23 protein-coding genes are annotated in these 25,112 nt (G+C 40.9%); 6 read left to right on the top strand and 17 right to left on the bottom strand.

The window, feature by feature from the left end; translation table 11 throughout:
- Window positions 1-32: 32 nt before the first annotated feature.
- Entirely contained in the window at window positions 33-1,037 is a 1,005-nt protein-coding gene (locus IUA53_RS05955) for a sulfotransferase domain-containing protein (protein ID WP_196898732.1), read from the top strand.
- A gap of 92 nt (window positions 1,038-1,129) precedes the next feature.
- Here IUA53_RS05955 and IUA53_RS05950 read toward each other — a convergent pair whose 3' ends face one another.
- From IUA53_RS05950 to IUA53_RS05885, 14 genes are all read right to left on the bottom strand, one after another.
- Window positions 1,130-2,422: a right-handed parallel beta-helix repeat-containing protein gene (locus IUA53_RS05950; RefSeq protein WP_196898730.1), complete on the bottom strand. Its 1,293-nt coding sequence runs from the start codon at window positions 2,420-2,422 to the stop codon at window positions 1,130-1,132.
- Between the two features lie 74 nt (window positions 2,423-2,496).
- Window positions 2,497-3,330: a hypothetical protein gene (locus IUA53_RS05945; protein ID WP_196898728.1), complete on the bottom strand. Its 834-nt coding sequence runs from the start codon at window positions 3,328-3,330 to the stop codon at window positions 2,497-2,499.
- A complete protein-coding gene (locus IUA53_RS05940; protein ID WP_196898726.1) occupies window positions 3,327-4,652 on the bottom strand; it encodes an O-antigen ligase family protein in 1,326 nt (441 codons plus the stop codon). The genes IUA53_RS05945 and IUA53_RS05940 overlap by 4 nt, the downstream gene beginning before the upstream one ends.
- 8 nt (window positions 4,653-4,660) lie before the next feature.
- Window positions 4,661-5,785, bottom strand: a complete 1,125-nt coding sequence (locus IUA53_RS05935; RefSeq protein ID WP_231401313.1) for an acyltransferase family protein — start codon at window positions 5,783-5,785, stop codon at window positions 4,661-4,663.
- A gap of 4 nt (window positions 5,786-5,789) precedes the next feature.
- Window positions 5,790-6,479 (bottom strand): GDSL-type esterase/lipase family protein, encoded by a 690-nt coding sequence (locus IUA53_RS05930; RefSeq protein ID WP_044057655.1) that lies wholly within the window; start codon window positions 6,477-6,479, stop codon window positions 5,790-5,792.
- Entirely contained in the window at window positions 6,476-7,345 is an 870-nt protein-coding gene (locus IUA53_RS05925) for a sulfotransferase family protein (protein ID WP_196898722.1), read from the bottom strand. Before IUA53_RS05925 ends, IUA53_RS05930 begins: the two co-directional genes overlap by 4 nt.
- 16 nt (window positions 7,346-7,361) lie before the next feature.
- The gene (locus tag IUA53_RS05920; protein WP_196898720.1) at window positions 7,362-8,156 is read right to left on the bottom strand and encodes a hypothetical protein; all 795 of its coding nucleotides are present in this window, start codon (window positions 8,154-8,156) and stop codon (window positions 7,362-7,364) included.
- Complete coding sequence (locus IUA53_RS05915) at window positions 8,144-9,595, bottom strand: oligosaccharide flippase family protein (RefSeq protein ID WP_196898718.1); 1,452 nt, start codon at window positions 9,593-9,595, stop codon at window positions 8,144-8,146. The genes IUA53_RS05920 and IUA53_RS05915 overlap by 13 nt, the downstream gene beginning before the upstream one ends.
- Window positions 9,592-10,626, bottom strand: coding sequence for a hypothetical protein (locus IUA53_RS05910; protein ID WP_156026756.1), 1,035 nt, complete (start codon window positions 10,624-10,626; stop codon window positions 9,592-9,594). The genes IUA53_RS05915 and IUA53_RS05910 overlap by 4 nt, the downstream gene beginning before the upstream one ends.
- Window positions 10,627-10,630: 4 nt before the next feature.
- Window positions 10,631-11,509 carry a glycosyltransferase family 2 protein gene (locus IUA53_RS05905; protein ID WP_196898716.1) on the bottom strand — a complete coding sequence of 293 codons (879 nt, stop codon included), beginning with the start codon at window positions 11,507-11,509 and terminating at the stop codon, window positions 10,631-10,633.
- Entirely contained in the window at window positions 11,506-12,255 is a 750-nt protein-coding gene (locus IUA53_RS05900; protein WP_196898714.1) for a glycosyltransferase domain-containing protein, read from the bottom strand. Before IUA53_RS05900 ends, IUA53_RS05905 begins: the two co-directional genes overlap by 4 nt.
- 159 nt (window positions 12,256-12,414) lie before the next feature.
- Window positions 12,415-13,887, bottom strand: a complete 1,473-nt coding sequence (gene xrtA, locus IUA53_RS05895; RefSeq protein WP_196898712.1) for an exosortase A — start codon at window positions 13,885-13,887, stop codon at window positions 12,415-12,417.
- An 8-nt stretch (window positions 13,888-13,895) separates the two neighbouring features.
- The gene (locus IUA53_RS05890) at window positions 13,896-14,747 is read right to left on the bottom strand and encodes an XrtA system polysaccharide deacetylase (protein WP_044057662.1); all 852 of its coding nucleotides are present in this window, start codon (window positions 14,745-14,747) and stop codon (window positions 13,896-13,898) included.
- A 5-nt stretch (window positions 14,748-14,752) separates the two neighbouring features.
- A complete protein-coding gene (locus tag IUA53_RS05885) occupies window positions 14,753-16,165 on the bottom strand; it encodes a TIGR03013 family XrtA/PEP-CTERM system glycosyltransferase (RefSeq protein ID WP_044057663.1) in 1,413 nt (470 codons plus the stop codon).
- Window positions 16,166-16,314: 149 nt separating this feature from the next.
- Between IUA53_RS05885 and IUA53_RS05880 the strand changes: the two genes are divergently transcribed.
- Genes IUA53_RS05880 through IUA53_RS05865 form a run of 4 tightly spaced genes read left to right on the top strand, consistent with a single transcriptional unit; the run spans window position 16,315 to window position 21,138 of the window.
- A complete protein-coding gene (locus IUA53_RS05880) occupies window positions 16,315-16,947 on the top strand; it encodes an XrtA/PEP-CTERM system exopolysaccharide export protein (RefSeq protein ID WP_044448113.1) in 633 nt (210 codons plus the stop codon).
- A 30-nt stretch (window positions 16,948-16,977) separates the two neighbouring features.
- Entirely contained in the window at window positions 16,978-18,546 is a 1,569-nt protein-coding gene (locus IUA53_RS05875) for an XrtA system polysaccharide chain length determinant (RefSeq protein ID WP_196898710.1), read from the top strand.
- Entirely contained in the window at window positions 18,546-19,499 is a 954-nt protein-coding gene (locus tag IUA53_RS05870; RefSeq protein ID WP_196898708.1) for an XrtA-associated tyrosine autokinase, read from the top strand. Before IUA53_RS05875 ends, IUA53_RS05870 begins: the two co-directional genes overlap by 1 nt.
- On the top strand, window positions 19,468-21,138 hold the full coding sequence (locus tag IUA53_RS05865; protein ID WP_196898706.1) for a TIGR03016 family PEP-CTERM system-associated outer membrane protein: 1,671 nt from the start codon (window positions 19,468-19,470) through the stop codon (window positions 21,136-21,138). The genes IUA53_RS05870 and IUA53_RS05865 overlap by 32 nt, the downstream gene beginning before the upstream one ends.
- Before the next feature lie 59 nt (window positions 21,139-21,197).
- Here IUA53_RS05865 and IUA53_RS05860 read toward each other — a convergent pair whose 3' ends face one another.
- On the bottom strand, window positions 21,198-22,265 hold the full coding sequence (locus tag IUA53_RS05860; RefSeq protein ID WP_196898705.1) for an XrtA/PEP-CTERM system-associated ATPase: 1,068 nt from the start codon (window positions 22,263-22,265) through the stop codon (window positions 21,198-21,200).
- A gap of 84 nt (window positions 22,266-22,349) precedes the next feature.
- Entirely contained in the window at window positions 22,350-23,780 is a 1,431-nt protein-coding gene (hldE, locus tag IUA53_RS05855; RefSeq protein WP_196898703.1) for a bifunctional D-glycero-beta-D-manno-heptose-7-phosphate kinase/D-glycero-beta-D-manno-heptose 1-phosphate adenylyltransferase HldE, read from the bottom strand.
- A gap of 31 nt (window positions 23,781-23,811) precedes the next feature.
- Here hldE and IUA53_RS05850 point away from each other — a divergent pair, with 31 nt between their 5' ends.
- On the top strand, window positions 23,812-24,153 hold the full coding sequence (locus IUA53_RS05850) for a GIY-YIG nuclease family protein (RefSeq protein ID WP_044449664.1): 342 nt from the start codon (window positions 23,812-23,814) through the stop codon (window positions 24,151-24,153).
- Window positions 24,154-24,184: 31 nt separating this feature from the next.
- Here IUA53_RS05850 and IUA53_RS05845 read toward each other — a convergent pair whose 3' ends face one another.
- Entirely contained in the window at window positions 24,185-25,090 is a 906-nt protein-coding gene (locus IUA53_RS05845) for a DUF350 domain-containing protein (RefSeq protein ID WP_044448123.1), read from the bottom strand.
- Window positions 25,091-25,112 lie beyond the last annotated feature (22 nt).

The raw sequence follows: 25,112 nt of genomic DNA, 5'->3' as shown, positions 1-25,112 counted from the left end.
GAACACTTTTATCAAAGTTTGTGAGATGAAAAATGGGCGATAATAAAAATATACCTATTTTCTTATTAATGGGATTCCCAAGGTCTGGCACTACATGGTTTTCAAATTTAATAAATTCTAGTGAAAGCGTAATATACAGACATGAACTTATAGGAAGAAACCATGGCATGATGGGAGACAGGGTTTTCTCTAAACTAAAATATGCAAATGGTTTGAGTTCCTCTGATTATGAAGTCGTAGAGAATGTGATTAAAAAAGCGCATGTAGAAACGGACAAACCCCCATTTTTTAAGAAGAAATACGGGTTGAGAAAGTTTCCCAAAATTCAGTATTTTTTCTGGTCGCTCGCTAAAGTCTTTCCCCGCGCTTCTGGCTTCTACAACCGTCTTTATCGACTAGGCAACAATCACGATTGGAAAGTTTTAATAAAAGAAACACGATCACTTACGGACATGCGGTCCATGATCCTCGGCTTAGATCCGAACGCACTATTGTTTCTAGTGAGAAAGCCTCAAGCTACCATTCTTTCTCATATTAAGGGAGTGAAAAAGAAAAAAATGAGCCCCTTGCCTGATAAGGTCAAGAATAGGCTACGGATAGAAGCTTCAAATAGCGATTACTTTAAAACACACTTAAGTCATAAGAAACTTGATGCCGAGTTAAAAGATTTAGAGTATTACGCGATTAACTGGGCGCTGTATCACGAAAAAGCATTAGCATTAAAAACAGAATTTTCTTCTGCTTCGATTTATTTCTACGACGAAATCATGGAAAATCCTCGAAAAGAAATAGAGCACATTTTTTCAAATCTACATCTTGAGATATGTGATGAAGTAGAAACTTACATCGCACAGAGTTCCGGACAAAAGTCTAACTATTTAAAAGATGCGGGCGACCAATACTATAGTGTTTATAGAGATAGCTCGTTTAATAAAGATTCTTGGAAGGACGAACTCACACAGAAAGAAATAGACCTTATTGATTCTTACTGTAGCACGATGTATGAAAAACTGAGTGAGCTAAAAGCACAAAGCTAATAACGATGTCAGTTAACTTCACTTGTGCTTCAGGAAATTTACTTCCGGTAACGACATTAGACGCTGTAACTCAGGCACTATCTAAATGCTTTTTAGTATGTAAATTGAATGTTGTGCTTTACGCTAAACGCATGGATTTCGACTAAAAAGTCAGTCTTGGACAACTCTTCTGAGTTGTCAACCAAGTCAGCTCTGCCCCCATTTCTTGATGATATTAGCCTATTAACATGGTTATTCTTAATTACCACATCTTGTGTTGGTGTAAACCGGTATTCAATAGCTCTTCTGTACGAATGTTCCATAAAGATATAGTTGTTTTCTACCAAGGTATTGGGGCTGTCTTCCAAGACTATTCCAGTATCCCCAAAAGGGTCTTGATTGTCTGAATGATAAATGAAGTTATTCCTGATAATGCCACCAAAATTTGAGAATTTGATGTACTTATTTTCATCCCCTTTGACGCGTTTTCTCATTCCAAAACCAATCGCTCTATCTGAGTCAATGATGATATTGTTTTCAACAACATTATTCTCGGTATTGTTCCATAAATGTATAGCATGCTCGGAAATACGATTTCTTGGGCTCGCAATATGCTTAAATACGTTCCCTCGGATCACCCAGTTTCTGATTCCGTGTGCATCTATACCACCAATGTAATAGTGGGGGCCGATTCCAGCACTGTATTCAAAAAGGCAATTCTCAACGATTCCCGAATCAGACTGAATATTGGGTTTGTTTCGTTTGTCATAGCTGACTTTTAGTAATTGTTCATAGCTATCCCTTATGGTGCAATTACGAATAATTGGAAAGTCTGCATTACGCTCAGAACGAATTTGAATAATATGGTTACCCGCATTTTGCATCGTGATACCATCAATGACCACGCCTGAACTTTTTATGTCTATCAAGTTCTCAACAGTTTTAGACCTTCTCATTCCCTTACCATTAAAAATCACCGAATTTTTATCAGCGACTTCAGACAGCAAGATGATATTTGGCTTATTAAATACTATTGTTTTGGTTAAATCATACGTCCCAGGAGCAACATATATCGCCACATTACCATCGGTGCGCTCCAGTACGTTAAGCAGTTGCTCAGGCGAATTGACATACTCTTTGTCGTAATTTTCGGGAACCGCAATCTGTAGTTGATTAACGATGAGATGTTCATGAGGATTAACACGCTTTTCTGCAGGTTGGTATGTGGCTATATCAACATTGGACACAACATTAGAATTGGGGGTAGTAACGCCAGAAATAACGGCTTTAATATCCGATCTAAAAAAAAATCCAATAATAGCTAGTGCACCCAATCCAGCAGCAATACCTAGTCCTTGAGCAATTCCGATCAAAAACTTTTTAATGAATAATTTAAAAAAAGCCATAGATATTCGCTCTTCCTTGGACAAAAACGTTACATGTGAACTCAGTTGACTAGTTCTAAGACAGATAATTCAGCCTAACGGAAAGAGGCCTTGCTCTTTCTTGCCGATAAATGAAATAAATAACCAGCCAGCAATATAATCGCTATGGGAAATGGCCATTTAAGCCAATAGGCAACAATTTCAAAATAGTATTTTTTAGTAATAAAGTGCGACACCCCATCCCAACGTTTAAATGAATTGTCATATATTTTGCTCATTGTTATGACATCACTATGTGGATAACCCGCATTTGCGTAGGCCTCGCCAGCGATATCCGGTGTAGATTGTAGCGCTACAGGACTGAAATTGAGCGAAACGCCAAAATCCGGATCAAATGTTAACTCTTCACCGTTTTCAAACGTTGCGGTTAAAATTACATGACCTGGAAATGTAAGTAGTTGATTGGGGATTCCTTGCCTGTCTAATAGCTGGGACATAATCATAGAAGCATCGCCACAAATCCCAATACCTCTATTAAGGCTTTTTTCATAATTTGCGAAATGGTATCTTTCGTATTCCGGAATCCCCGAGAATCTACCCATAAAATATAGAAAGTAATTCTCCCATATTGGGACAAGTTGGTTAAACTTCTTAGTATCATATCTGCGCCAATGAATATGCGCTAAGCCACTACCGATAACTTTCGTAATTCGCTCAGCATATTCTTTGTCTGTTTCCCCTTCGACCCGTTCAATAGCAGTAAACGTTTCCTCTCGCGTTAGTGTAATATCATTTTCAAACCGCAATTCATCATCAAAAAATACGGAAGGTCTCACATCCTTGAAAAGACCGTAAATATTCACGCTGAATAACCCTAAACCTAAGGTCATTAATACCACAGCGATATATGTGTAGGGGTTAGTTTTCATTTTTTTACTACCGATGCCTTTTCTTGGTTAGCGGTGTATCTCACGACGTAGATATTATAAGCACAGGCGATAAACAATACACACCAATACAATATTTCAGCTCTCATCCGATTCATAAACGTCATCGCCACAACAAAGGCCAGAAGCGCACATTGAAGCGCTATCACCTTAAAGTAATTGTCTACGTCAACGCGTTCTTTTAATGCTCTCTTGGTAATATTAGAGGTTCGGTAACAGGCATATAACATCATGATCAATGCGAACAGGCCTACATAGCCAATTTCTGTTAACGTTTCAAACCACGTGGAATGAACCGATCTTTTCCGGCTTTCTCCAGTGTCTACACCTTCTGGTATATACATAGGGGCAAACACGTTAAACCCTTGAAAGCCGTTACCAAAAGGATAGTCTTTAGTCATTTCCCACGCGGACTGCCAAAAAATAAATCGTGTCGCACCCGATTCTTGATCAACATTTTCAGTTGATTGGGTGGTCATTGTGTAAATACGTTCGATAAAAGCTTTGTCAACAATTACAGCAGCGCCAGTTAGCCCTGCCAACGTAATGACTACAGCTGCCGCTTTCTGATACTTTCTTTGAAAACTAGAGAAATACATGTGCCACATAAAGAGACCGCAGCTCACAGCAACTGCCAAGAAAGCTCCCCGACTGTTAATCAAGACGATCCCATTAGCAATAAACGCGCCCGCTATGGCTATTAGTAGGCGAATTTTGTTATTACTCGCTGTCCAAAAATAATATAGACACAGTACCACACTAGGCGCAATCGCAGCAGCTAAGCCATTAGCATCTGGTGAATCAACCGTACCAATACCTTCAACTCGGCCGGCACCGTTTCTTCCTTTTTGCATCGCCATAAAGCTAATGTACCAAGCTCCATATATATAGCCGTACATCATAATATTAAGGTCTTTATCAGACTCGCACATCTTGAATGCGATGCTAATAATTACCATTAGCTTAAAGTAAAAGACCAGTGCTTGATTATGCCCAATGGGGAGCACTGCGTAAAAAGACGCTATGCCATAGAGCAGCAGAAGCACGTACATCCATCTAAACTGTGGTATTTGAAATAGACGGTTTTGGTTAAATTTCCCAAAAGACTTTAGAAATAGTAGTCCCATGACCACAACCACGATAAATGAATAAGGCAAGTTTGGTACAGATGACCCCCACCATCTATTTTGAGGATTGTAAAAATAGACTGCCTGATAAACCGCAAATATGAACATCGGAGAAGCTAAAATTGCGTAAAATATTCCGCCAGCATAGCTTCCTAAAAACAGTAAAATATTAATCATTTAAGGTCTTATTTATTCAATCTATCCAAATTACTCAATCTACTGCCCATTCTCATAAAAGGTAACTCAATATATTTGTACGAAATATGAGCAACATACAAGCTTACGAATCCACCAAATGTAATGACCACGAAATAGCGCTGCGCAGAATCAGTCACACTAAAGTAGATAAGTAACAAAACGGCGCACCCGATGAGTAAGTTGTGGTAAAGGTAGAGGCTGTAAGAATATTCACCCATTTTATATAGCTGACTGATTAATATTCTCGGTAGTTTTACCTCTGCGAAAAGAATAGATGCCACAACTGATAGCGCTATGAGTCCTAACATTACCCAAATGTTTGAGATAACGGGCAGGTCTGGAATCTCAACAAACCCATTACTCACTATTGAAGCAGACACAAACAAAAAAACAAATGTGATGGTTCCGATATATTGGTTTAAACGCAATTCATATTTTCTATAAATATACCCGAGAAAAACCCCACCACAAAAGGTGAAGCCCAGCATAAAGACTCTTTGATCTTTAAATATACCTAAATCCAGCTTGAAAACCATGTATAAGGCTACGCCCATTAAAATTGGTGAAAGTGATTTCAGCTTAGGGATTAACAAGATCATAATGGGAAACAACAGGTAGTATTGGAACTCAACAGGTAGACTCCAATAGGCATTGTTGAACAAACCCGGCTGACCAGAAATATTGAAACTCAATGTTAAATAAGTAAGGAAATCAGTTGGAGTTGGTACCTGTAAGAATTGCCGCTCTATCCAATTGCCAGTAGCTACTCCATAGAATTCTCTAAATGCAAATGAAAATACAAAATAAACCAACAATGACAAAGCAAATGCTGGCCAAATTCTGAAGAAGCGTTTGATGTAAAAAGGAAAAACATTTAACTTGGACGCCCTACTTGTATGGCTTAGATAAAGTGTGGTACCGCTAAGAGTAAAGAACAAAAGCACGCCAAACGTGCCTAAATCGAAGACCTTTAGCCATATCCAATTTACGGGTTCATCTTTTGATAAGTAGGTATCTTGAGTCGCCCTCAGACTATGCGAAATCACGACGAGTAATGCAGCTATTCCTCTCAACCAAGTCAGAGGTTTAAAATGATGTTTTTCACTGCTCATCACATTACGTCTCTACTTCACAATGATGCTGAGGTAGCTGTCGCTTCAAATGTTCAATCCATAACTTATTACCAGAGGTATTTAAGTGCAAACCATCACCAACATGATAAATGGTAGACAACTCATTCCCATCATTAAGGAAAATATCATATTGCTTCACTAGTGAAACGTTGTCATATTTGTCAATTTCCTCTGCTAGCATTAAATTAAACGCCGAAATATCTCCAGCTATACGTTTCAATTTGGCGGACAGGCTGTTCACAGGCAACAACTCACCTACGATAACGCGAGGGTGATCCGAAAGTGAGGCGAGTAATAGAGAAAACTCACTTAACGTAGAGGCTAAGGATTGACCTCTTATAAGATCATTTATGCCCACACCTATAAAGATACAATCAGTGTTACTTGTGCTTTTATAATCACTCAATCGCGCTCGGACGTTACCCACAGTGTCGGTGCCGATTCCAAAATTAATGGCATCTTTTGAGATTTCTGATACTGCTAAGCCTTGAATCAAGCTGTCACCGATAAATAGCACTGTTCTGTGAGAGTATTGACGATCTAAACGTTTATAAAAAACATGCGTAGACTGCACGAAATAGCTTTGTGGAGACGGCATTTTTTTGGCATCTAAATACAGGAAACTGACGAAGAGAATGCCAGCGATCAATATTCCAATAAGGATATTTTTCATTGTCTATACCATCGTTCCTTGCGTTCTTTTTGCTGCTTCCTCGCTCGCCACATCGCTTGTCTCCAGCGGTACTGGATTTGAATCTCTCCAATAATTTTCTGATGCCATTTAAAATAAAACAACTGAAGTTTAGATAATTTTACAGGCTGGCCAATTCTTTTATAACCCAGTTTTTCTAGCAAGTCGCCCGCAACATTTTCAACGACATCAATCTCAAATTGAGACAATTTAAACTTCCACTTCTCGGACAGTGTTTTATCCGGTTTTTTAAATGTATGAACATTTTCTCGCTGAACGTTGTAATAGCTGGCTTGCTTGTCGTATTCAAGCATTTCCGGGGCAAGTGAACATTCCAAAAACTGACAAACTTGTTCAAGTGTAGGTTTAAAGTTTGTAACGATATCTTCATAGCGTATAAACAAAAAGTTTTCAGGCATTTCAGACATAAATTCAAGCTGTTGCTCGACTTCGCGCTTCCATCGCTGTGCACCATAATAGGCGTTTGTACCTAGCCCCCATTTGTTCTCCATATAGGAGTTTGTTACACCGCGCCCATCGCGAACAATAATAATGAACTTAGACGCTGGTAGAAAATTGCGCAATACATCAATATATTCAGTTAATTGAGGATCTTTTAGCCCCCAAATTGGGGCGGCTTTCACCAAATTCGCTAACTCTGAACCATTCTCAATGTAAACCTGTTTTTCTATTCCCTTGATAACCGCTTCAGTTGACGAAGAGTCCTCAAAGACCTTGGGCAAATCAAGTTCGTTTTGAATAAATACTTCAGGGTGTGCTGATAGAATTCTGGTTAACAATGTTGTCCCAGAACGCTGCGTTCCCATGATAAATAAAGGCGATAACATCTTAAAAACTCTCTAGTTACTTTAGATTATTCATTGAGAAAGATTGCAACAAGGATGGAGAATACTTCATACCTTTGATGAATGGTTTAATCTTTGCTTTTGTGACTTTCCACCAATTATCTCGCCATCTATCACTTATGTTATCACCAGAGGCCAATACATAGCCTAAGATTGGAGCTCCAATCACAATATAAGGTGCTGCTGCCTCTTGTTCAAAAAAATTGCGTATTTGCATATGCGGATATCGCGCCCATGGAATAAAGCCAATAGACTCCAGCGTAGGCTTTGTAGGGATATCCATTAGCTCATCACACAATACAGAAGTTGACCCACAAAGCTGACTCATTTCTTGGCATGGTATTGCTCTACGTACGTCGTGGTATAAAAGGTAGCCCCCGTCGATTACAGCGCCAGACTTATCATCAACTAAATTGAGTACCGTTGAAACAAAATTTCTCGATAACAAATCGTCAGAATCTAAAGCATACCAGTGGGTAACACCACTGTTTACCAATGCACTCATAGCAAAAGCAATTTTTAAATTCTTATCTTGAATCAACTTATTGTGATTGAAGTCAGGTGCGTTTCGGTCCGGTGGCAAAAAATCAACTTTGACGACCTTCAATTTAGGAAATAAATCCTCAATTTCCTGGGGAATTTCGTGACCAGCAACGGCTACCACGAAACTATCGTTGTCTTGAGCATAAACCGATCTAAGCGTTGAAATAAGCGAGTTAACGGTTACTTTCCAACACTTAGAGATAGCTTTTGATTTTAGAGGTATAACAATGCCAAGCTTCAATTTTTCCATGCGAAATAGTAAACCTCTAAACGTTTAAATATTTTATTAAAAAAATGAAATCTGTTGAAAAATGAAAGATACATCACAACCAGATACATAAAATAACACGCCATGAATATGGCTACACTAAATATCACATGCAACGAAAAATAACTTTCAATAAAAAACATAGTTAATGTAGCAAACGACACTGAAGCCAAAATAGGGCTGACCGAAAGGAAAATACATTTAAAATCAATATTTGCAACGCGACAAGAAAACCCAATCGCTAGACATAGCGTGAAGAGACTAATTATGCTTCGAGCTAGCACAAAATCACTGAGTACTGGTTCAAAAGACAAAATAAGAAAAGTGATGACAGTGAGAAAAAAGCTCATTGAATCAATAATAAATATCGGTTTAGAAACACCTTTAGAAATAATAATGTTGCTGAAAAAGATCATCATCGAAAAAGAAAAAACAAAGAGTGACATCACTTGCATAAGCTCACCGGTGACCTCCCACCCATCACCTAACACTAATTGGACGAGAGGAACTGAAAACAGAGCTATACCAAAAGAAAGAGGAATGATTATAAACGCCAGTGCAAAAAGCGTGACACAGAATTTATCAATAAACTCATCATTTTTTTTGTGACCAACTTTTGAAAAAGCACTGATCAGCGGCTCCATAGCTGGGTTGATGACCTCTTGACTGGCCATCATTGACAAGTTTCTCGCAACGTGAAAAAAGCCCAATGACTCGACAGGAAATAGTTTAGAGATCCAAATTGCGTCAATTTGTCCTTTTACCGCAGAGACCATACTCTTGAGCATGATCCATTTTGAAAACGTCCACTGCTTTGCGACATTAGTAAAATCGAATTTTGGTCTATAACTACAGAAATAATATGTGCCTAGCATCATTATCACATTTGATAGCAAGTCTGCGATTATGAGTGCCCAATAGCTTTGATAAAAATACGCAATGGAGATACAAACAGCTGTAGACGATAACTTTTGAATAATTCCAATATAAAATATTGATTTATAATTAAAACTTTTCTTCTGCAAATGGATCCCTGGGTTATTCAGGGATTTAACAATGAGGTTAAATGAAACGACAATAAAGGCAAGACGAATGCTTGGGTCACCGTAAAAGTGGGCTAAAAATTCTGAACATGCCACCAGTACAATAAAAAGGCTCCCCTTAATTAGGAAATCCAAACTCCAACTTGAATTCAAATCAACGTCATCAACTTTGTCTAGTTGCAGTATGTATTGGAGAGCACCTGTTGACGCTATTTTCTCAAATATGAAAAGAACAATTGTCAGGATAGCAGCCACACCAAAGTCATAAGGGTCTAGCAGTCTAGCGAGAACAATCAAACTGAACACAGAGAGAAATCGCTTGATTAAATTGAGTGCCGTAATAATCCCTGAGCTTTTTGCTATATCGAAGAAAATCATTGCGACTTGTTCCAACTCGACTGTATTAATTTCACTAACTTTTTTACCATCAAACTAAATACGATCGAACCGTAGCCGAAATAGCTTTTTCTCGTTTGAGACAGTGTTTGGTTTGCGAGATTTACGTATTGCTGTGCGATAGATTCTAGACTCCACATCTGCCTAGCCTTTGTGGATTGACTCGTTAGCATTTCATTTGTGAGAGGGAAGACAAAATCGGACATGGTGTAACAATCAAAGCCAAACTGGCGTATGTATTCAACCGCGTAATGCTCATCATTAACAAATACAGGAACGTCATTAGCGAGGTAAACTTGCACTTTGGTCGGGGGTTTTGTTGAGTGATAAAAACGATCAGATTTAAAGTCTACTGCGAATGCCGAACGCTCAAAGGCTGCTCTTTGACTAGACTCACTCCACTGCTCAAAGCAATAGTTACCGATGAAGACCTTATCTTCCGTCACGTCAACGTCGTACACGTTATGACCTACTTCCCCCTCTGCAACAACGGAGTGCAACGACTTTTTCAAATGGTCTAGATCAGTTAAAAACACATGCGGAATTTGTGACAGGACTGGATATTTACTCAAATTGCGCAAAAGGTCAGGAATATAATCTACAACGCCAAGCCACATGTATCTGTTTTGTGGCTCTTTACGTTCTACGAGATATTTAACATAGTGATCTACATTTGAAACGTTCTCTGAGTCTATGAAGCGCTTTAGCAAGTCATTATGGACCGCAATCCTGTCAAAGAGTTTCAGTAACAAGGATGCGTCGTTAATGTGTTTCTCTGACTTAAAAAAATCAACAGGTATGTAGATTTTTCTGCTCTTCCAATTATTTACAAAAAAAGACAGTGGTGGCATCTCTTTGATTATAAAAACAAGACCATCAAAACTTTTTGGAATTTCTTTAAAAGCTCTGAAATAAATAACATTATATTCATCCTTAAGCGTATCGAAGATATCCTTGGAAACCCAAGAAAAGCTTGGCTTATCTGACTCTGGACCCACATATATGCTTTTCAAAACTTTACTCGTTATAAGGAAATAAGGTATGTGTCGTTGATTTTTTCTTTGTATTAGGGTGTCCCATATAAAATAAGGCCTTTACAAATACCTCAAATACAAAAGAGATAGTCAACCTAGATTTATACGTTTTTAAGAACTGAATTAATCCCAATAAAGCGCCCAACTTTCGGTAAAAAATTGTCTGTAATGTGAAATCCCATAACCGTTCTCGTACCCTAAACATAGAAATATATTGTGCACCACCGGCAGATACACCTGAAAGATCATGCTCTAATATACCTCCCACGTAATAACGATCAAAATTTATCGATTTAAGCCTGTAAAAAAGTGTCGTATCAACACCATATATATTAAATCTATGGTCAAAAACATCCCCAAACTTGCACTTTAATCGCCTTATCGTGTCCTCTTTAATCAATAAACCACTCAATATAGAAACGACTGAAAGTTCACTCAACTCACCGTTAAAGTCGCCAGCAACCTTATTGACTTTGGGATATCTACGCTGGTTCAATGAAACAATGCTGGGCAGAAAGACTTCTCTGTCGCCTTTCATAAAATCGTTAACAGATAAGACATATTCTTGAGTGACAAAGGTATCATCATCGAAATATATATTCGCGCAGTCTTCATTCAGCATTGAGTTGTATACAAAGCTTAGAGGACTATTTGAAAGATTTTCACAAACAACAAAATTTTTGAATGTCTGCGAATCGATGAAAGCAGCGACCTCATCTCTAATTGATGAAGGACCATTGTTCCAAATACATACAGTTATTTCAGTATCAAAAAACGAATCTATATTGTCTAATAAACTATTTACTGTCTTTGACTGGCATATTGCCTTGTTGTACAAAACAATGACTATGTTCAGCTTCATTTAACTAGTTTTTTCTGTGGTAGAACAGCTAAAAGTAGCTTATTCAACTTTGCAGTTAATCGAACGCTTAGTTTATCAGGCCGATAAACTGCATGGGTTTTCTTAACGAAGTACTTCTGCTCTATTCTAGGATCGCTGATACCCAAATTATTCACTATTACGTTTGCAGTGCTGAGGCAGAATGTTAAAGAAAGTTGATCTCTCCTCGCATTGCCTAAATATTCTTTCCACCAAAGCTCCATAGCTCTCTTGAGGTCGCAAGAATGATGTCTGCGAAAAATAACACTTGCTTCATACAACGCATTGCCTTTGAACCCATTCGCTTTGTATCTCGCCATTTGGGGAATAACCCGCCAAAAGTAGTCTAATCCGAGTTCGAGACACTCGGAAGCCTCAGAATAAACATCATCACGTTTATAATGTTTATAAAGTGCAATATCTTTTGATGCTAAAGCGTTATCTATTACGTCTTTAAGGGCTGAAACTACCTGGATATTTCCATCTACGTACACGCTGCACTCGTACTGCGGAAACAAAAGATGAGGATGCATTTTTATGTATCGGTTTAAATCTTTATGACTTAGGCTGGATTCAGGCAGCTTCATCAAATTCCAACCTGGTGGTACTTCACCACTAAAAGCATTGTCGACGATTAATATATAGTCGACATCGCTTTCAGCTATATCAAGAGGAAGTAACTTGTCATAAGCACCAGTTATAACTGAGTACACTACATACGGCTTCATTTTACCCTCGTTACATGTGACAACGTAGAACAAATGTCCGAATCAACATTTATTGGTTCACTGTTAATATTATATTGTTTTCGTGATAACTCGCTTGTTCATACAGGCAGGCACTCAAACGGCTACTTGTATAAGTTCACTAATTTCCAAGTGTTCCAATTATTCAATTGAATACGTTGTCTTTAGGCTATTCTTTGTCGCGGCCATTTCCAACGTATGCAAGGCACCAGAAAAGTTTGATTTGCTATCAACCCCAAGTATTACTAGCTTTCCAGACGATGGTACACCTAATAAGACTAGCCATGTTTGATATAACTTAGCTTCTAATTTACTGGTGAAAAGTCTGTCATTAATCTCGTACCAACTAGCATAATTGACATTACTTCCTGTAGGAGAAGTAATAGTGCGCACCTGCAACTGTTTTCCTAGTAGAGATAAAGAGCTGATTTCACTATTCAATAATGACCATCTTTGTTGCGTATATGGCTTATGTAAATCGGTAACAAGCTCGTTATCAATGCCACTAAACCAGGCTTCGTAGAGCACTGCGGTACAAGCGCCCTCTACTTCGAACATAGCCTTAGTGGTTTTATCAGGATTATTGAAGCTCGGAGTCAAGTTTATATCGTGTTGAAAACACTGCTCGAGGCCAATCGTTTCTTGATCAAAATCATTGGGTTTTAGGTTGCCCAAAGCAGATTGAATAAAAGTGGACCACAACGAAAAACTCACAAGCAATAGACTAATCGACAAAACTTTTAATTGATGAATAGACCAATGACCCGCACTAGTCGTCATTTGAGCACTCTCATCAGTCCCTACTTTGTCTCGAATAAGCTCTCCAATACCAAGAAGGCAAACAATAACAAACGCAAAGAAAAACCATCCATAGATCAAATGGTCAGCGCCCGCCGCATGCTCCATATTGGTGTAATAAGCAATCAGGATAATTCCATAAATGCGCACAATATTAGCGGCAACAGGGAACAAAAACGACAACAAAACAAAAAATATTTGTCTCTTGCGAGATTGCAAATTCAAGTATGTGTACAAGACCCCAATCACAATACTAGCGATAAAAAAGCTTACACCTGAACACGCTTCAGCGACCAAAAAACGACCTTGTGGAATTTCTAAATACAGCCCGTTACGATAAAGCGGTATACCAGTTACTCGTAATAATGCGACAGCGCCATCTGCTGCAATTTCTTGCAAATAAGGGATAAGCTGTTCCCCCACCGGTATGCTAAACAACATAAATAACAATGGAAACACGATAACCCTGGCAGCCTTATGCCCGATGGCTAACCATATCAATGCAGGAAGAAGTACAAACGTTGCTGTGTGCATAAATAGTTGGATATCACCCGCCACGCCCACAATGTACAAAAAGCAGCTTGGGAAAATCACGATTAGAGGAAGCAATGAAATGTTTTTTTCAACAGCGATTAAGCGTGCGCGTCGAAGGTATATTAAGTAAAGCGAGGCTGGAATTATGAAGAAACCGTGATTAAAAATGTCATTCGTCCACCAGACCTGAGCAGCAGAGAATAATCCTTGATGGCAAAACAACAGCCAAAGTAACAATATAATTCCGACAGAGACGTATTGCTTTTTGTACTGCTTAATCACGCATTCCCTCACTTTTGTTCTTTGACAATGTCGTAAGTTCGACTAATTGTCTGCCACTTATAATCTTTAAGTAACTTGACTATCTTTGTTTCCATTCGAGACAGATTAATGTAATGACGAAACTTGGACAGAAGCGAAGCGCCTTCAATGCGAGGCTGATCAGGATCTATCTCCCAAGGGTGGAAATAAAAATTATAAGGGTGAGGCTCTTCATTCATAAAACGCTGAATGCGCTTTTTAGATAGGCGATAAGGGTAAAGCCTAAAATAACCACCTCCACCTATACCGGTATTGGCGTTATTTTTACGTAGCGTTGGAATTGGTATTTCAATAATTCCCTCTGGCCTATCGTACTTAAACCTAGGCCATTCGGGCACGCCATATAAGTCGTGTTCTATAGGGTATGTACTTGATGAGTAGATAAAACCTTGCTCTTTAAGTACGTCGTAAACCCAGGTGTTTGTGTCATTCACTGAAAAACTGGGGGCGCGATAGCCAATGACTTTCACGCCGCCAATATCTTCCAAGATGGCTTTACTTTCTGCAACGTCACTAAACAGCTGTTCACGGGTCATCGTAGTCGCACGCTGATGCGCCAAGCCATGGCTAGCTAACTCATGACCTTCGCTAATCAAACGCTTAATTACATCAGGGCATCGCTGCGCTACCCAACCTAACGTAAAAAAGGTGGCTTTCACATCGTTCTCAGCAAATAAATCGAGCAACCGGTGGGTATTGTCCCCCACCCTCAGGCTAATGCTGTCCCAATCCTTTCTATCAATAACCCCTTCGAATGCTGAAACCTGAAAATAATCTTCTACATCCACTGTCATCGCATTTAGGCGATTGTCTAATTTCATAGCTTTTATCGCCCTTTTCCAAAAAGCACAATTTCAACAGTACGAATTAAAATTAAAATATCTAACAACAAGCTTTGGTGCTTGACGTAATATAAGTCAAACTTCAGTTTTTCCATAGAGTCTTCTACGCTAGCACCGTAGGGATAATTTAGTTGCGCCCACCCAGCTAAACCCGGTTTAACATTGTGTCTTTGGTTGTAATACGGTACTTCGCGCACGAGCTGCTCAACAAACTGCGGACGTTCTGGACGAGGTCCAATAAAGGCCATCTCACCTTTAAATATATTTAATAGCTGAGGTAGTTCATCGATACGGTACTTTCGAATGAAATGGCCAATTCGCGTGACTCTATCATCATCCTTGCTCGCCCATTTAGCGCCATCTTTCTCAGCGTCGGGACGCATACTCCTGAACTTGATAATTTTAAACAGTTGCCCATTCAACCCTACGCGCTCTTGCTTGTAAAACACCGAGGTGCCTGTACGCCACCCATCATCTAAGTATATAAAGAGAGCCGTAAACAGCATGAATGGCCACACAAATAACAAAATCAAAAATGCCAAAACGACATTCAAGGTATAGTCTAATGCATCTCTCAGGTAGTTCTGACTTTGAAAACCATTTGAGTAAATAACCCAGCTTGGATACATTAAGTTTACGACTATTTGGCCTGTTTCCCGTTCCATAAAGTCAAGCAATTCAGTGACTTCTATACCTCTAAGACGACAGTCAAATAACACTTCAACGGGCAAGGTGCCGCGACGCTGATCGCAAGCAATAACAATTTCTTCAATGTCGTTTTCAAGAATAAACCGTAAAAAGCTTTCATCGACTTTGGCATGGATTATCTTTTCTTTGCGTATACCATCTTCACGGTTATCACCAGGAATGGGGATGAATCCCACAAGCTCGAAACCAATTCTGTCCACATCTCGACGCATACGCTTTTCAATAATAGACGCACGTTCTCCGGCTCCAAGCACAACAATTCTTACTTTGCCTAAACCCAGTAATCCCAAGCGATGTGTAAAGTATCTAAAGATCACAAGGGTGATAATAATCGACCCTACAGCAGCAGGTAAGAAGTATGAATCCATGACCAGTTTGTCAAAGAAAGCACGACTTAAAATCTCGACCAAAAAGTAGCTAAGACCAGCACTAACAAATATTCTTCTTATGATACCCCTGAAAGTTTCTCGTAATTTGGCTTCATATAGCCCTACAGATAATGAGCAAATAAGAATGCTAACGGTCAGCATAGCCACATTAATCATTAACTTTTCTACTGAAACCTGAGCCGAAAGCCCAACTTGCGTTAAAATAAAATGTGAAATGTAACCCATATAAGCGATGAGTAACGCTTCAGTGAAAACTAATATATTCGAGCGTTTACTTTGATTGCGCTTGTTTAATGCCACCCCTGGCCCCCTAAAAACTGCAGCATGAATTCCATCATAATCGGAATTATTCTAATAGACTAGAATTGATGTTGGCATTATAGTGCTATTTGCCGTAGGGTAAATCAAGAAACCTTTAACTAACCACTTGAGTATAGGCCTCTATTTTTATGTTCCGTTTTAAAAAACCGGTTCATCTATACATTAGTATAATCGTTATACTTTTATCAGGATGCAGTAACACCTCTACTTTGCCACAGGCAACCACTCGCCCTTCTATGACAACCAATGTGAATGAGTATCAGTACTTGATTGGTCCTGGTGATTCACTCACTATTTTTGTTTGGCGAAACCCTGAAATTTCAGGCCAATTTATTGTTCGCCCTGATGGTAAGGTGACCACATCATTAGTTGAAGATATTGATGTAGCAGGCAAAACCCCCACCGATCTTGCCCGTCAAATAGAAGAACAGCTTTCAACTTACATCAATAATCCCCGTGTCACCGTAAGTGTCAATAACTTTACCGGCCCTCTAAGCGAACAGGTCAGAGTGATAGGTGAAGCTACCAACCCGAGCGCAGTGAATTATACTGAACATATGACGTTACTCGATTTGATGATTGCAGTCGGTGGGCTTACCGAGTTCGCTGATGGTAACAATGCTAAATTAGTGCGCGTGGTAGATGGTAAACAAACGACATACGAAGTTAACATAGATGATTTAATACGCGACGGCGACATTGCAGAAAATGTGGATATGTTGCCTGGCGATATCGTGATTATTCCAGAAGCCTGGTTCTAATCTAACGTATTTATGGAAAAGAATTAAATAATGCAGGATTTACAGCAAACGCTTGTACAAATACTCGATTACGTTAAAGGTATTTGGATAAAGAAGCGTTACGTCATGTTATTTTCATGGCTCATTTGCCCTATTGGTTTTATTTACGTTGCCACTTTGCCCGACCAGTATGCGTCAAGAGCACAGGTATTTGTAGACACTCGCTCGGTATTGCAGCCCTTATTGAGAGGGTTAGCCATACAAACAAACCCTGACCAAGAAATTCAGATGATGGCTAAAACACTGCTGAGTAGAAGTAATGTTGAGATTATCGCCCGTGAAAGTGACTTAGACATTGCAGCGCAAACCGAGGCGCAGTTTGAGGGCATTGTAAGCGAATTGGTGAATAGTATTAGATTGAGTTCCACTGGGCGCGATAACATTTACAATATTTCGTATGAAAACAAAGATGCCATCGTGGCACAAAAGGTGGTTAAAGAAACCTTAGATTTGTTTGTTGAAGGTGCACTAGGCAACAACAGGCGCGATACCGATACCGCGGGAAAGTTTCTTGAAGAGCAAATCGCTGAATACGAATCTCGATTATCGGAAGCGGAACAAAGAGTTGCTGACTTTAAGCGCCAATATAATGATATTTTGCCGTTATCGGGAACCTACTACGCACAACTCCAACGGCTGCAGGGAGAGTTAGAAGACACACAGCTGCAAATAAAACAAACTAAGCAACAAGTCGATTCCTTAAAATCGCAAATGGCGCAAAAGAAATCCTCTGACAGCTTTGGGGTCACTAACGCGGATGAACCTGTGCTGCGTACGCGCTATGACGATAGAATCAGAGGCTTAGAAGAGCAGCTTGACACCCTAAAATTGCGCTTTACGGATAAACACCCGGATGTCATTGAAACCAAAGCGTTACTCGAAAGTTTAGAAGCAGCACGTACCAAAGAGATTGATGCATTTCTCAATGAAAGCGATGAAGATGGTACGCAACCATTGAACGATTTAAACAGAGAAATTAAGTTAGAAGTCAGCCGATACCAAAGTAATTTAGCGGCGTTAGAAGTGAAAGAAACTGACGTTAAAGCCAAGATTGCTCGCTTAGAATCCAAGGTGGACCTTATTCCGCAAATTGAGGCTGAAAATACCGCGCTGAATCGAGACTATTCAATTACTAAAGGTAAATATGAAGAGTTGCTATCGCGCAAAGAAGCAGCGGATCTTTCTCGACGCGCAGAAGTTTCCTCTGAAGAATTACAGTTTAGAATTATAGAGCCGCCTTTAGTGCCCAAGCGACCTTCTGGCCCAAATCGGTTAATACTTTATACTGCTGTATTAATTATTGGCTTTGGTTCTGGTATCGGTGTGGCATTCTTAGTCAGTCAGTTAAACCCGATTTTAATTAGGCCGAAACAACTACTCCAGATAGCCGACTACCCTATTTGGGGAACAGTGACGCATTTAGACCTAAGTGAAATAAAACGTAAAAACAGAAATCGCTTACTGATATTCTTATTGTCATCAGGCTCCATCGTCGCCATGTATGCGGTTCTAGCAGCAGCCGAAATACTGAACATCCACCTCTTAGGAGGTTTATTGTAATGAAAAATAGCATTGAAAAAGCGCTTGAAAAACAAAAAGCGCAATCCAAATCTGATCCCAATGAAAATGCCGCTTTGGACACTCGCGAAAAGGTAGAAACACCTGATACTGCACCGCAACAGATGGACGACAATCACAAAGAGAGAAACATTAAGGCGAAACAGGCACCGTCCGAAGAGCCGCCTGCAACAAAGAAAACGCCAACTCGTGCTGCCAAGCCGTTTCATATCGACTTTGAGCGCCTTGCGGAAAATGGCCACGTCACATTAGGCGGCGAGCGGAAACAAATTAACGAAGAGTACCGAGAAATTAAACGAAAGCTGTTAGCGAATGCGTTTGGTCCACTCTCGAAAACGCTGAAAAACCCTAACATTATTATGGTTACCAGCAGTCGTCCTTCAGAAGGTAAAACCTTTACGGCCACAAACCTTGCATTAAGTATTGCGTCTGAGCAAGACAAAACCGTGCTATTGATTGATGCGGATGTACTAAAGCCAAATGTACTTCGTACGCTAGAACTCAAACCTAGAAAAGGGTTAATGGAATACCTGACGGGTGACGTAGAAGATATTTCCGATGTGCTATATCACACCAATGTCGATAAACTAAAGCTTATTCCTGCGGGTAAATCCCATCACCTGTCTACTGAAATGCTTGCCAGCTACAAGATGCATGAGACCGTAGATGAATTCGCCAACAGATACCCTGACCGTATTGTTATTTTTGATACCCCACCTTTGATTGGAATTAACGAAAGTGCCATTTTGGCTAACTTTGCTGGTCAAGCGGTTGTCGTTGTTGAAGAAGGTAAAGCCAAAATAGCCGACATTAAACTTGCGGTTGAACGACTGAACCCTGAAATGGCCATCGGCTTTGTAGTAAATAAATCTGTTCACAATGATACAGACCACAGCGGCTATTATGGCTACTATTATGCCGAGAGAAGTGAATAACACCGTTAAAGGTAATCGCATTAAATACAGTCAACTAGCGATTACCTTCGCTGGACTATTATCTTCTACGACGACCTTGGCACAATCCGACTTAAAAATAACAGCGCAGAGTGAAGCGGAAGTTATTTATCAAGATGTGCAAACGGAAACAGACGGTAACCTTTCGCTTACCACAGTAAGTATAGTCCCTAGCCTGATAGCCACTTATTCATCAAGAACGTTTTCTGGGAACTGGTCGAGCACCGTCACCCACCTAGAACGAGAAAGTGATACCAGCGGCGAAGAAGACACCTATGCTGAGTATCGCTATACAGCCCAGTGGCAACCTTTTGATGAATATTTACTCCTGCAAGCTAATGGCGCACTCAATTATCAAAATACATCGTCAAGCAGTTATTTGTTGACTGATTTTGTCACGAATTCTGAAGGACTTTCGAAAACCCGCACGAACACGCTGTCGGGAACGCTACAGTTCATCAACGGCGATTGGATCACTGCGCTTGGCTCAGCTGCTTACTCTGTTGTAGAGTCTGAGGAATCAAGTACAAATTCAACCGGATTGGATAATGACAGTACTAGCCTGACGGGGACGCTTGCTAACGGTGACCGCGCCAGACGCTTGTTTTGGACGCTTACAGGAAGCTATCAGGACACCAGCCGAAGCACCACGTCATCAGGTGACTTCTTTACCCGCGAAGGCGAGTTTACCGCTGATGCTATGTTATTTAGTGACTGGGCACTTCGTGTGACGGCCTTTCATGAAGCGAATCAAATCAATAGTACTGACAACAGTGACAGCGCAACACGACAATTTAATAGCTATGGCGCTGGCATAACCTATCGACAATCTGCAGAGCGCTACATTGCCCTCACCGCCAACAGAAGTGATTCGGACACCGATGAGAATGAAACTTATGTAGGGCTTGATATCGCATGGGCGCTTAGTAGCCGAACCAGCGTGGCAGGCTCATACGATAGGCGCTTCTACGGAGAATCCGCAGCCGCCCAAATTTCCTATAATACCAAGTATTTTCGTTCTTCTTTTTCCTACAATGAAGATGTCACCACAACGTCCAGACTACTGACCGACAGTGAAAGCTTAGGCGTATTCGTATGTGCAAGTGACGCTACGAGTATTTCTGATTGTTTTCAGCCCAGTAGCTTAGCTTACGATTTAGGTGCAGGAGAGCAGTTTGTAGAGCTAACATCCCAAAATTTAGAATTTGACGACAGTGTCATCATATATAAAAGTGCCAATACACAGATAGGTTATCAATTTTCACGACTAACATTAGGCCTAACGTGGCGTTATACAGAAAGTGAATACCTAGAAGAGGACAGGCTAAGACGCAACTATTCGGCGGGCACTGACTTTTCTTATGATATTGGCAGCTATACCAGCCTAACGGGAAGCATCACCTACGCGAATATTGAAGAACGAGGCACAAGCACCACGGCAGGAGTGAGTGAGAATATAAACAGCACGCTTGGACTGAGTCGCACGTTTGGCGAGCACCTCACCACTTCCTTGAATTTGAGCTACCTCACCACCTCTGGCAATTTAAGCCAGGTTAGCTTATATGGAAATGATTACACTGACAGGCGTATTACGTTTTCTGTCTCCTATGAGTATGAATAAAGTGCATTCTGTCACTCAATAATACTCATAGCTGCTTTGAGGTAGCAGCCCTTATGTCACTATTCTCCCTGCTCACCTTTATCTGGCGCTTTATCCGAATCCTTAAGGCGAACATAGGTTTGGTATTTCTTTTTCAATAACTTATCCATGTACTGGGTTAGTTTCACTTTATGCAGAACCGCATCGTCTAGCGCATCAATAAGCTCCACTAGCATACCTTTGTAATACTCACTGTCTTTCACACGGTGCCCTTTAGGTGTAACGAGAGGGACTTGCTCATCTTCAGACATACCCTGCTCGTTCACCTCATCTGGCTCAAACATTTCTTCACGAACTTCGTCTATCACGGCCTCAACGATAGATGCTGAAATCTGAGTCACTTCTTCAAGAAAGCTGTACAAAAACACCCTATCCATAAAGGTGTTTATTTTTCGAGGGATACCTAAGGTAAACCCTTGTATCAGTGAAAATGCCGCTTCATCAATGGGCGCTTGTCCGCGCCAACCCGCTTGATTGAGGCGAAAATTAATGTAGGAAATGGTTTCTTCTAGCGTGAGCGGTTTCAGGTGGCACGAAGCAACAATACGCTGCCTAAACTGCTCCATGTTAGACGCCCGTAAAATAGGTTGAAGCTCTTTCTGCCCCAGTAAAAAACTTTGCAGCAACGGCTTTCCGCTTTCTTGAAAGTTAGACAGCATCCTTAATTCTTCAATCGTTTCAAGAGGAAGGTTTTGTGCTTCATCAACAATTAACAAGGCTCGGCTATTTTTAGCGTGCAAGTTTTGCAAATACACCTCAAGCGATTGTAAAACTTCCGCTTTATTACGCCCTTCAGTGGCAAGACCAAATTTAGCCGCCACTATTTTCACTAACTCTTCTGGAGATAATTTGGGGGTGACGATTTGAACAGCATGAATTTCATCTTCAATATCCGCTAACAGGCTATTTGCGATAGTCGTTTTGCCCGTACCAATATCACCGGTAATCACAATAAAGCCTTCTTTTTGCGATAAGCCATACTGTAAATAGGCCAGCGCTCTTTGGTGCCATTTACTGGCAAAGAAAAAACTGGGATCAGGCGTTAACTGAAAAGGCTTGGCTGATAGTCCGTAAAAGCTTTCGTACATGAAAATTTCCGTATGTTGAAACGATGAAGGTGAACCCACTATTGAACGGTCAGTTGGCCTAGGAATTTCCTAAGCCACTCGTTACTAGGACAGCTTATTTTTAGTGATACGTTCAATAATGCCTGTGGTTGAAACGCCGTCTTCAAAGGTAAGCACTTTGACTTCACCACCGTTTTCAATGACTTCCTTTCCACCGGCGATGTCTTCAATTTTATAGTCGCCGCCCTTAACTAAGATGTCCGGCAAAAGCCTGGCGATAAGGCGCTGCGGCGTATCTTCTTCGAAAGGTACAACCCAGTCTACCGCACTCAAACCTGCAAGCACGGCCATTCTTCTATTCACATTATTAACCGGGCGTCCGGGGCCTTTTAATTCGGTAACGGAACGATCAGTATTTACCGCAACGATGAGTCTATCGCCTAGTTGAGCGGCTTCTTCGAGATAACTCACGTGCCCAGAGTGCAAAATATCGAAGCAGCCGTTGGTCATCACAATGCGTTCACCTCGACTTTTAGACGCGCGCATTGCTATCGCTAACTGCTCTTCAGACATCACACCACCATCTAAATGAACAGATTGTTCACCCACAGCAAGTGCCAATTCTGTGTTGGTCACAGTAGATGTGCCTAATTTCCCTACCACGACACTGGCAGCTAAGTTTGCCAATACGCAAGCTGCTTGCATGGGTAAGCGGCTCGCTAGCGCTACCGCTAGGGTAGACACCACAGTATCACCCGCGCCAGTGACGTCGTACACTTCCTTCGCTTTAGCCGGTAAGTGAAATTCATCTTCGCCGGTTTCAAATAGCGTCATGCCATCTTCAGAACGGGTAAGCAGTAGGCCATCTAAAGATAACGAAGCTTTTAATGATTGGGCACTTGCCACTAGCGATTGTTCATTATCTTGCTCGCCGACAACTGCATACAATTCGGCCACGTTTGGCGTAATTAAGGTTGCATTCGCATATTTTTCAAAGTCGCTACCTTTGGGATCGACAATGACTTTTTTACCTTTTTGTTTTGCTGCGCGAATCAGTGATTGAGGGTCACTTAAACACCCTTTCGCATAGTCGGAAAGAATAACGATATCCACATCGTCTAGGGCTTGATTAAAGGTAGTGAGCAACGCGGATTTATCAACATCAGCAAAACTCTTTTCAAAATCTAAGCGTAACAGTTGCTGATTTCTACTCATCACCCTAAGTTTAGTAATGGTATCGCGCTCTGGAACCTCGAAAAACTCGCAGTTTATATCAAAAGAACTGAGTTTCTCTTTAAGGATACGGGCGTTTTCATCGTGACCACACATGCCTAAAAGGGTAACTTTCGCCCCTAATGTGGCGACGTTAATCGCCACATTGGCGGCGCCTCCCGGCCGGTCTTCCGACCCACTAACATTAACCACAGGCACAGGAGCCTCTGGAGAAATGCGACCCGTACCGCCACTCCAATAGCGATCGAGCATTAGGTCACCCACAATTAGCACCTTGGCTTGACTAAAATCTGGTAAAATCATTAATCAGACAACTTTATCGATGTGTTTCAAATTGCCTGAGAGTATAACAGCCCAGAACGGGAATACCCATAACCTGCCAGGTACTTGGTATCTTTATATTGTAGAAAATAGATTAGGTCACCTGTACACGGGGATCACCACCAACCCACAGCGCAGAATTAAACAACATAACGGTTTATTAGCAGGCGGCGCAAAGGCCTTAAAAGGCAAAGCCCCCATTGTGTATAAAGTGCTTTTTGAGATTGGCTGCAGAACTCGTGCAGCCCAGTTAGAATATGAAGTTAAACAGCTGAGTGGCGCACAGAAGCGTAAAATAGTGACCACTAAGGTACTCCACGATAGTCACTGCGTATTGCAGCAATTTCATGGGTAGCCGTTGTGCATGGTTTAGCTAGCAACCTCGGCTACCCCCCTAATACACCATTAATGATCATGGCCGTGCCAATACTTAAGGTAAACCCTAAAGCAGCCACCCCCACATTGTGTTGCTGGTCTACCTCCTGTCGAAAGTTCATGCCAAACAAAATAACTTTTTTGCTAAACAGCACCAGCAAATGAAGCGCAATGGCTAAAGAGACACTGACAATCAACCAACCGGTTACATTACTCACATACGCAGAAGGGTAATAAATAAGCACGTCCTTCGCCGCAGAAACAATCATCGCGGTACCAAGAAGATTGCCCGAATGTTCTATAGCCAGCGCTAATTGCCCTTTTCTTAATGCTCCTTGGAAAGAATCATTTTGGTTGTCTTTAGCGTAGCGCACCTCAAGTATCCTTGTCATTACAAGCAACATAGTAAGGACTACAAGGAACCCTGTAACTATGGCAATGATGGCATTCATATCTGTGCCGTCTACCCAAACCATAATGTTGTGCAATACAATGGCACTTGCCACCAAGCTTGCTGCATCTACTAACGCAATACTGACACTTCTATCCGCAATCATGGCGTGGGTATCTACTCTATTTAGCACCAGCTTGTCATGAGCAAATCGGCCAATTTTCACAAGCAAAATACCCACGCCGCCAAACAGCAACATACCTTCAACCGCCTGCCAATAGCCCTGCCCTATGTGCCGCCCTACCACTGCACTTAGCACTATACAAAGGGATAGCCAGCCGCCGGCAATACTGATCCCAAACGCAAAATTGTCTTTTACCCCAAGCTCTTCGGCCACAGAATTATCACGCATAGCGCCTGACAGCCATTTCATCACCAATAAAAGGAGAAGTGCTATTCCCACATCAATGGCAAGGTATCCCCACAAATCTCTATTCAAAGGTACGAGCTTTACTAGCGTGTCCAAAGCGGTATCTCCTTTTTCTGGT

Origin of the sequence: Alteromonas sp. B31-7, assembly GCF_015767655.1 — a bacterium.
Taxonomy (GTDB): Bacteria; Pseudomonadota; Gammaproteobacteria; order Enterobacterales; family Alteromonadaceae; genus Alteromonas; species Alteromonas australica.
The sequence above is the reverse complement of the archived record's forward strand: the minus strand, read 5'-3'. Positions and strand labels throughout refer to the sequence as shown.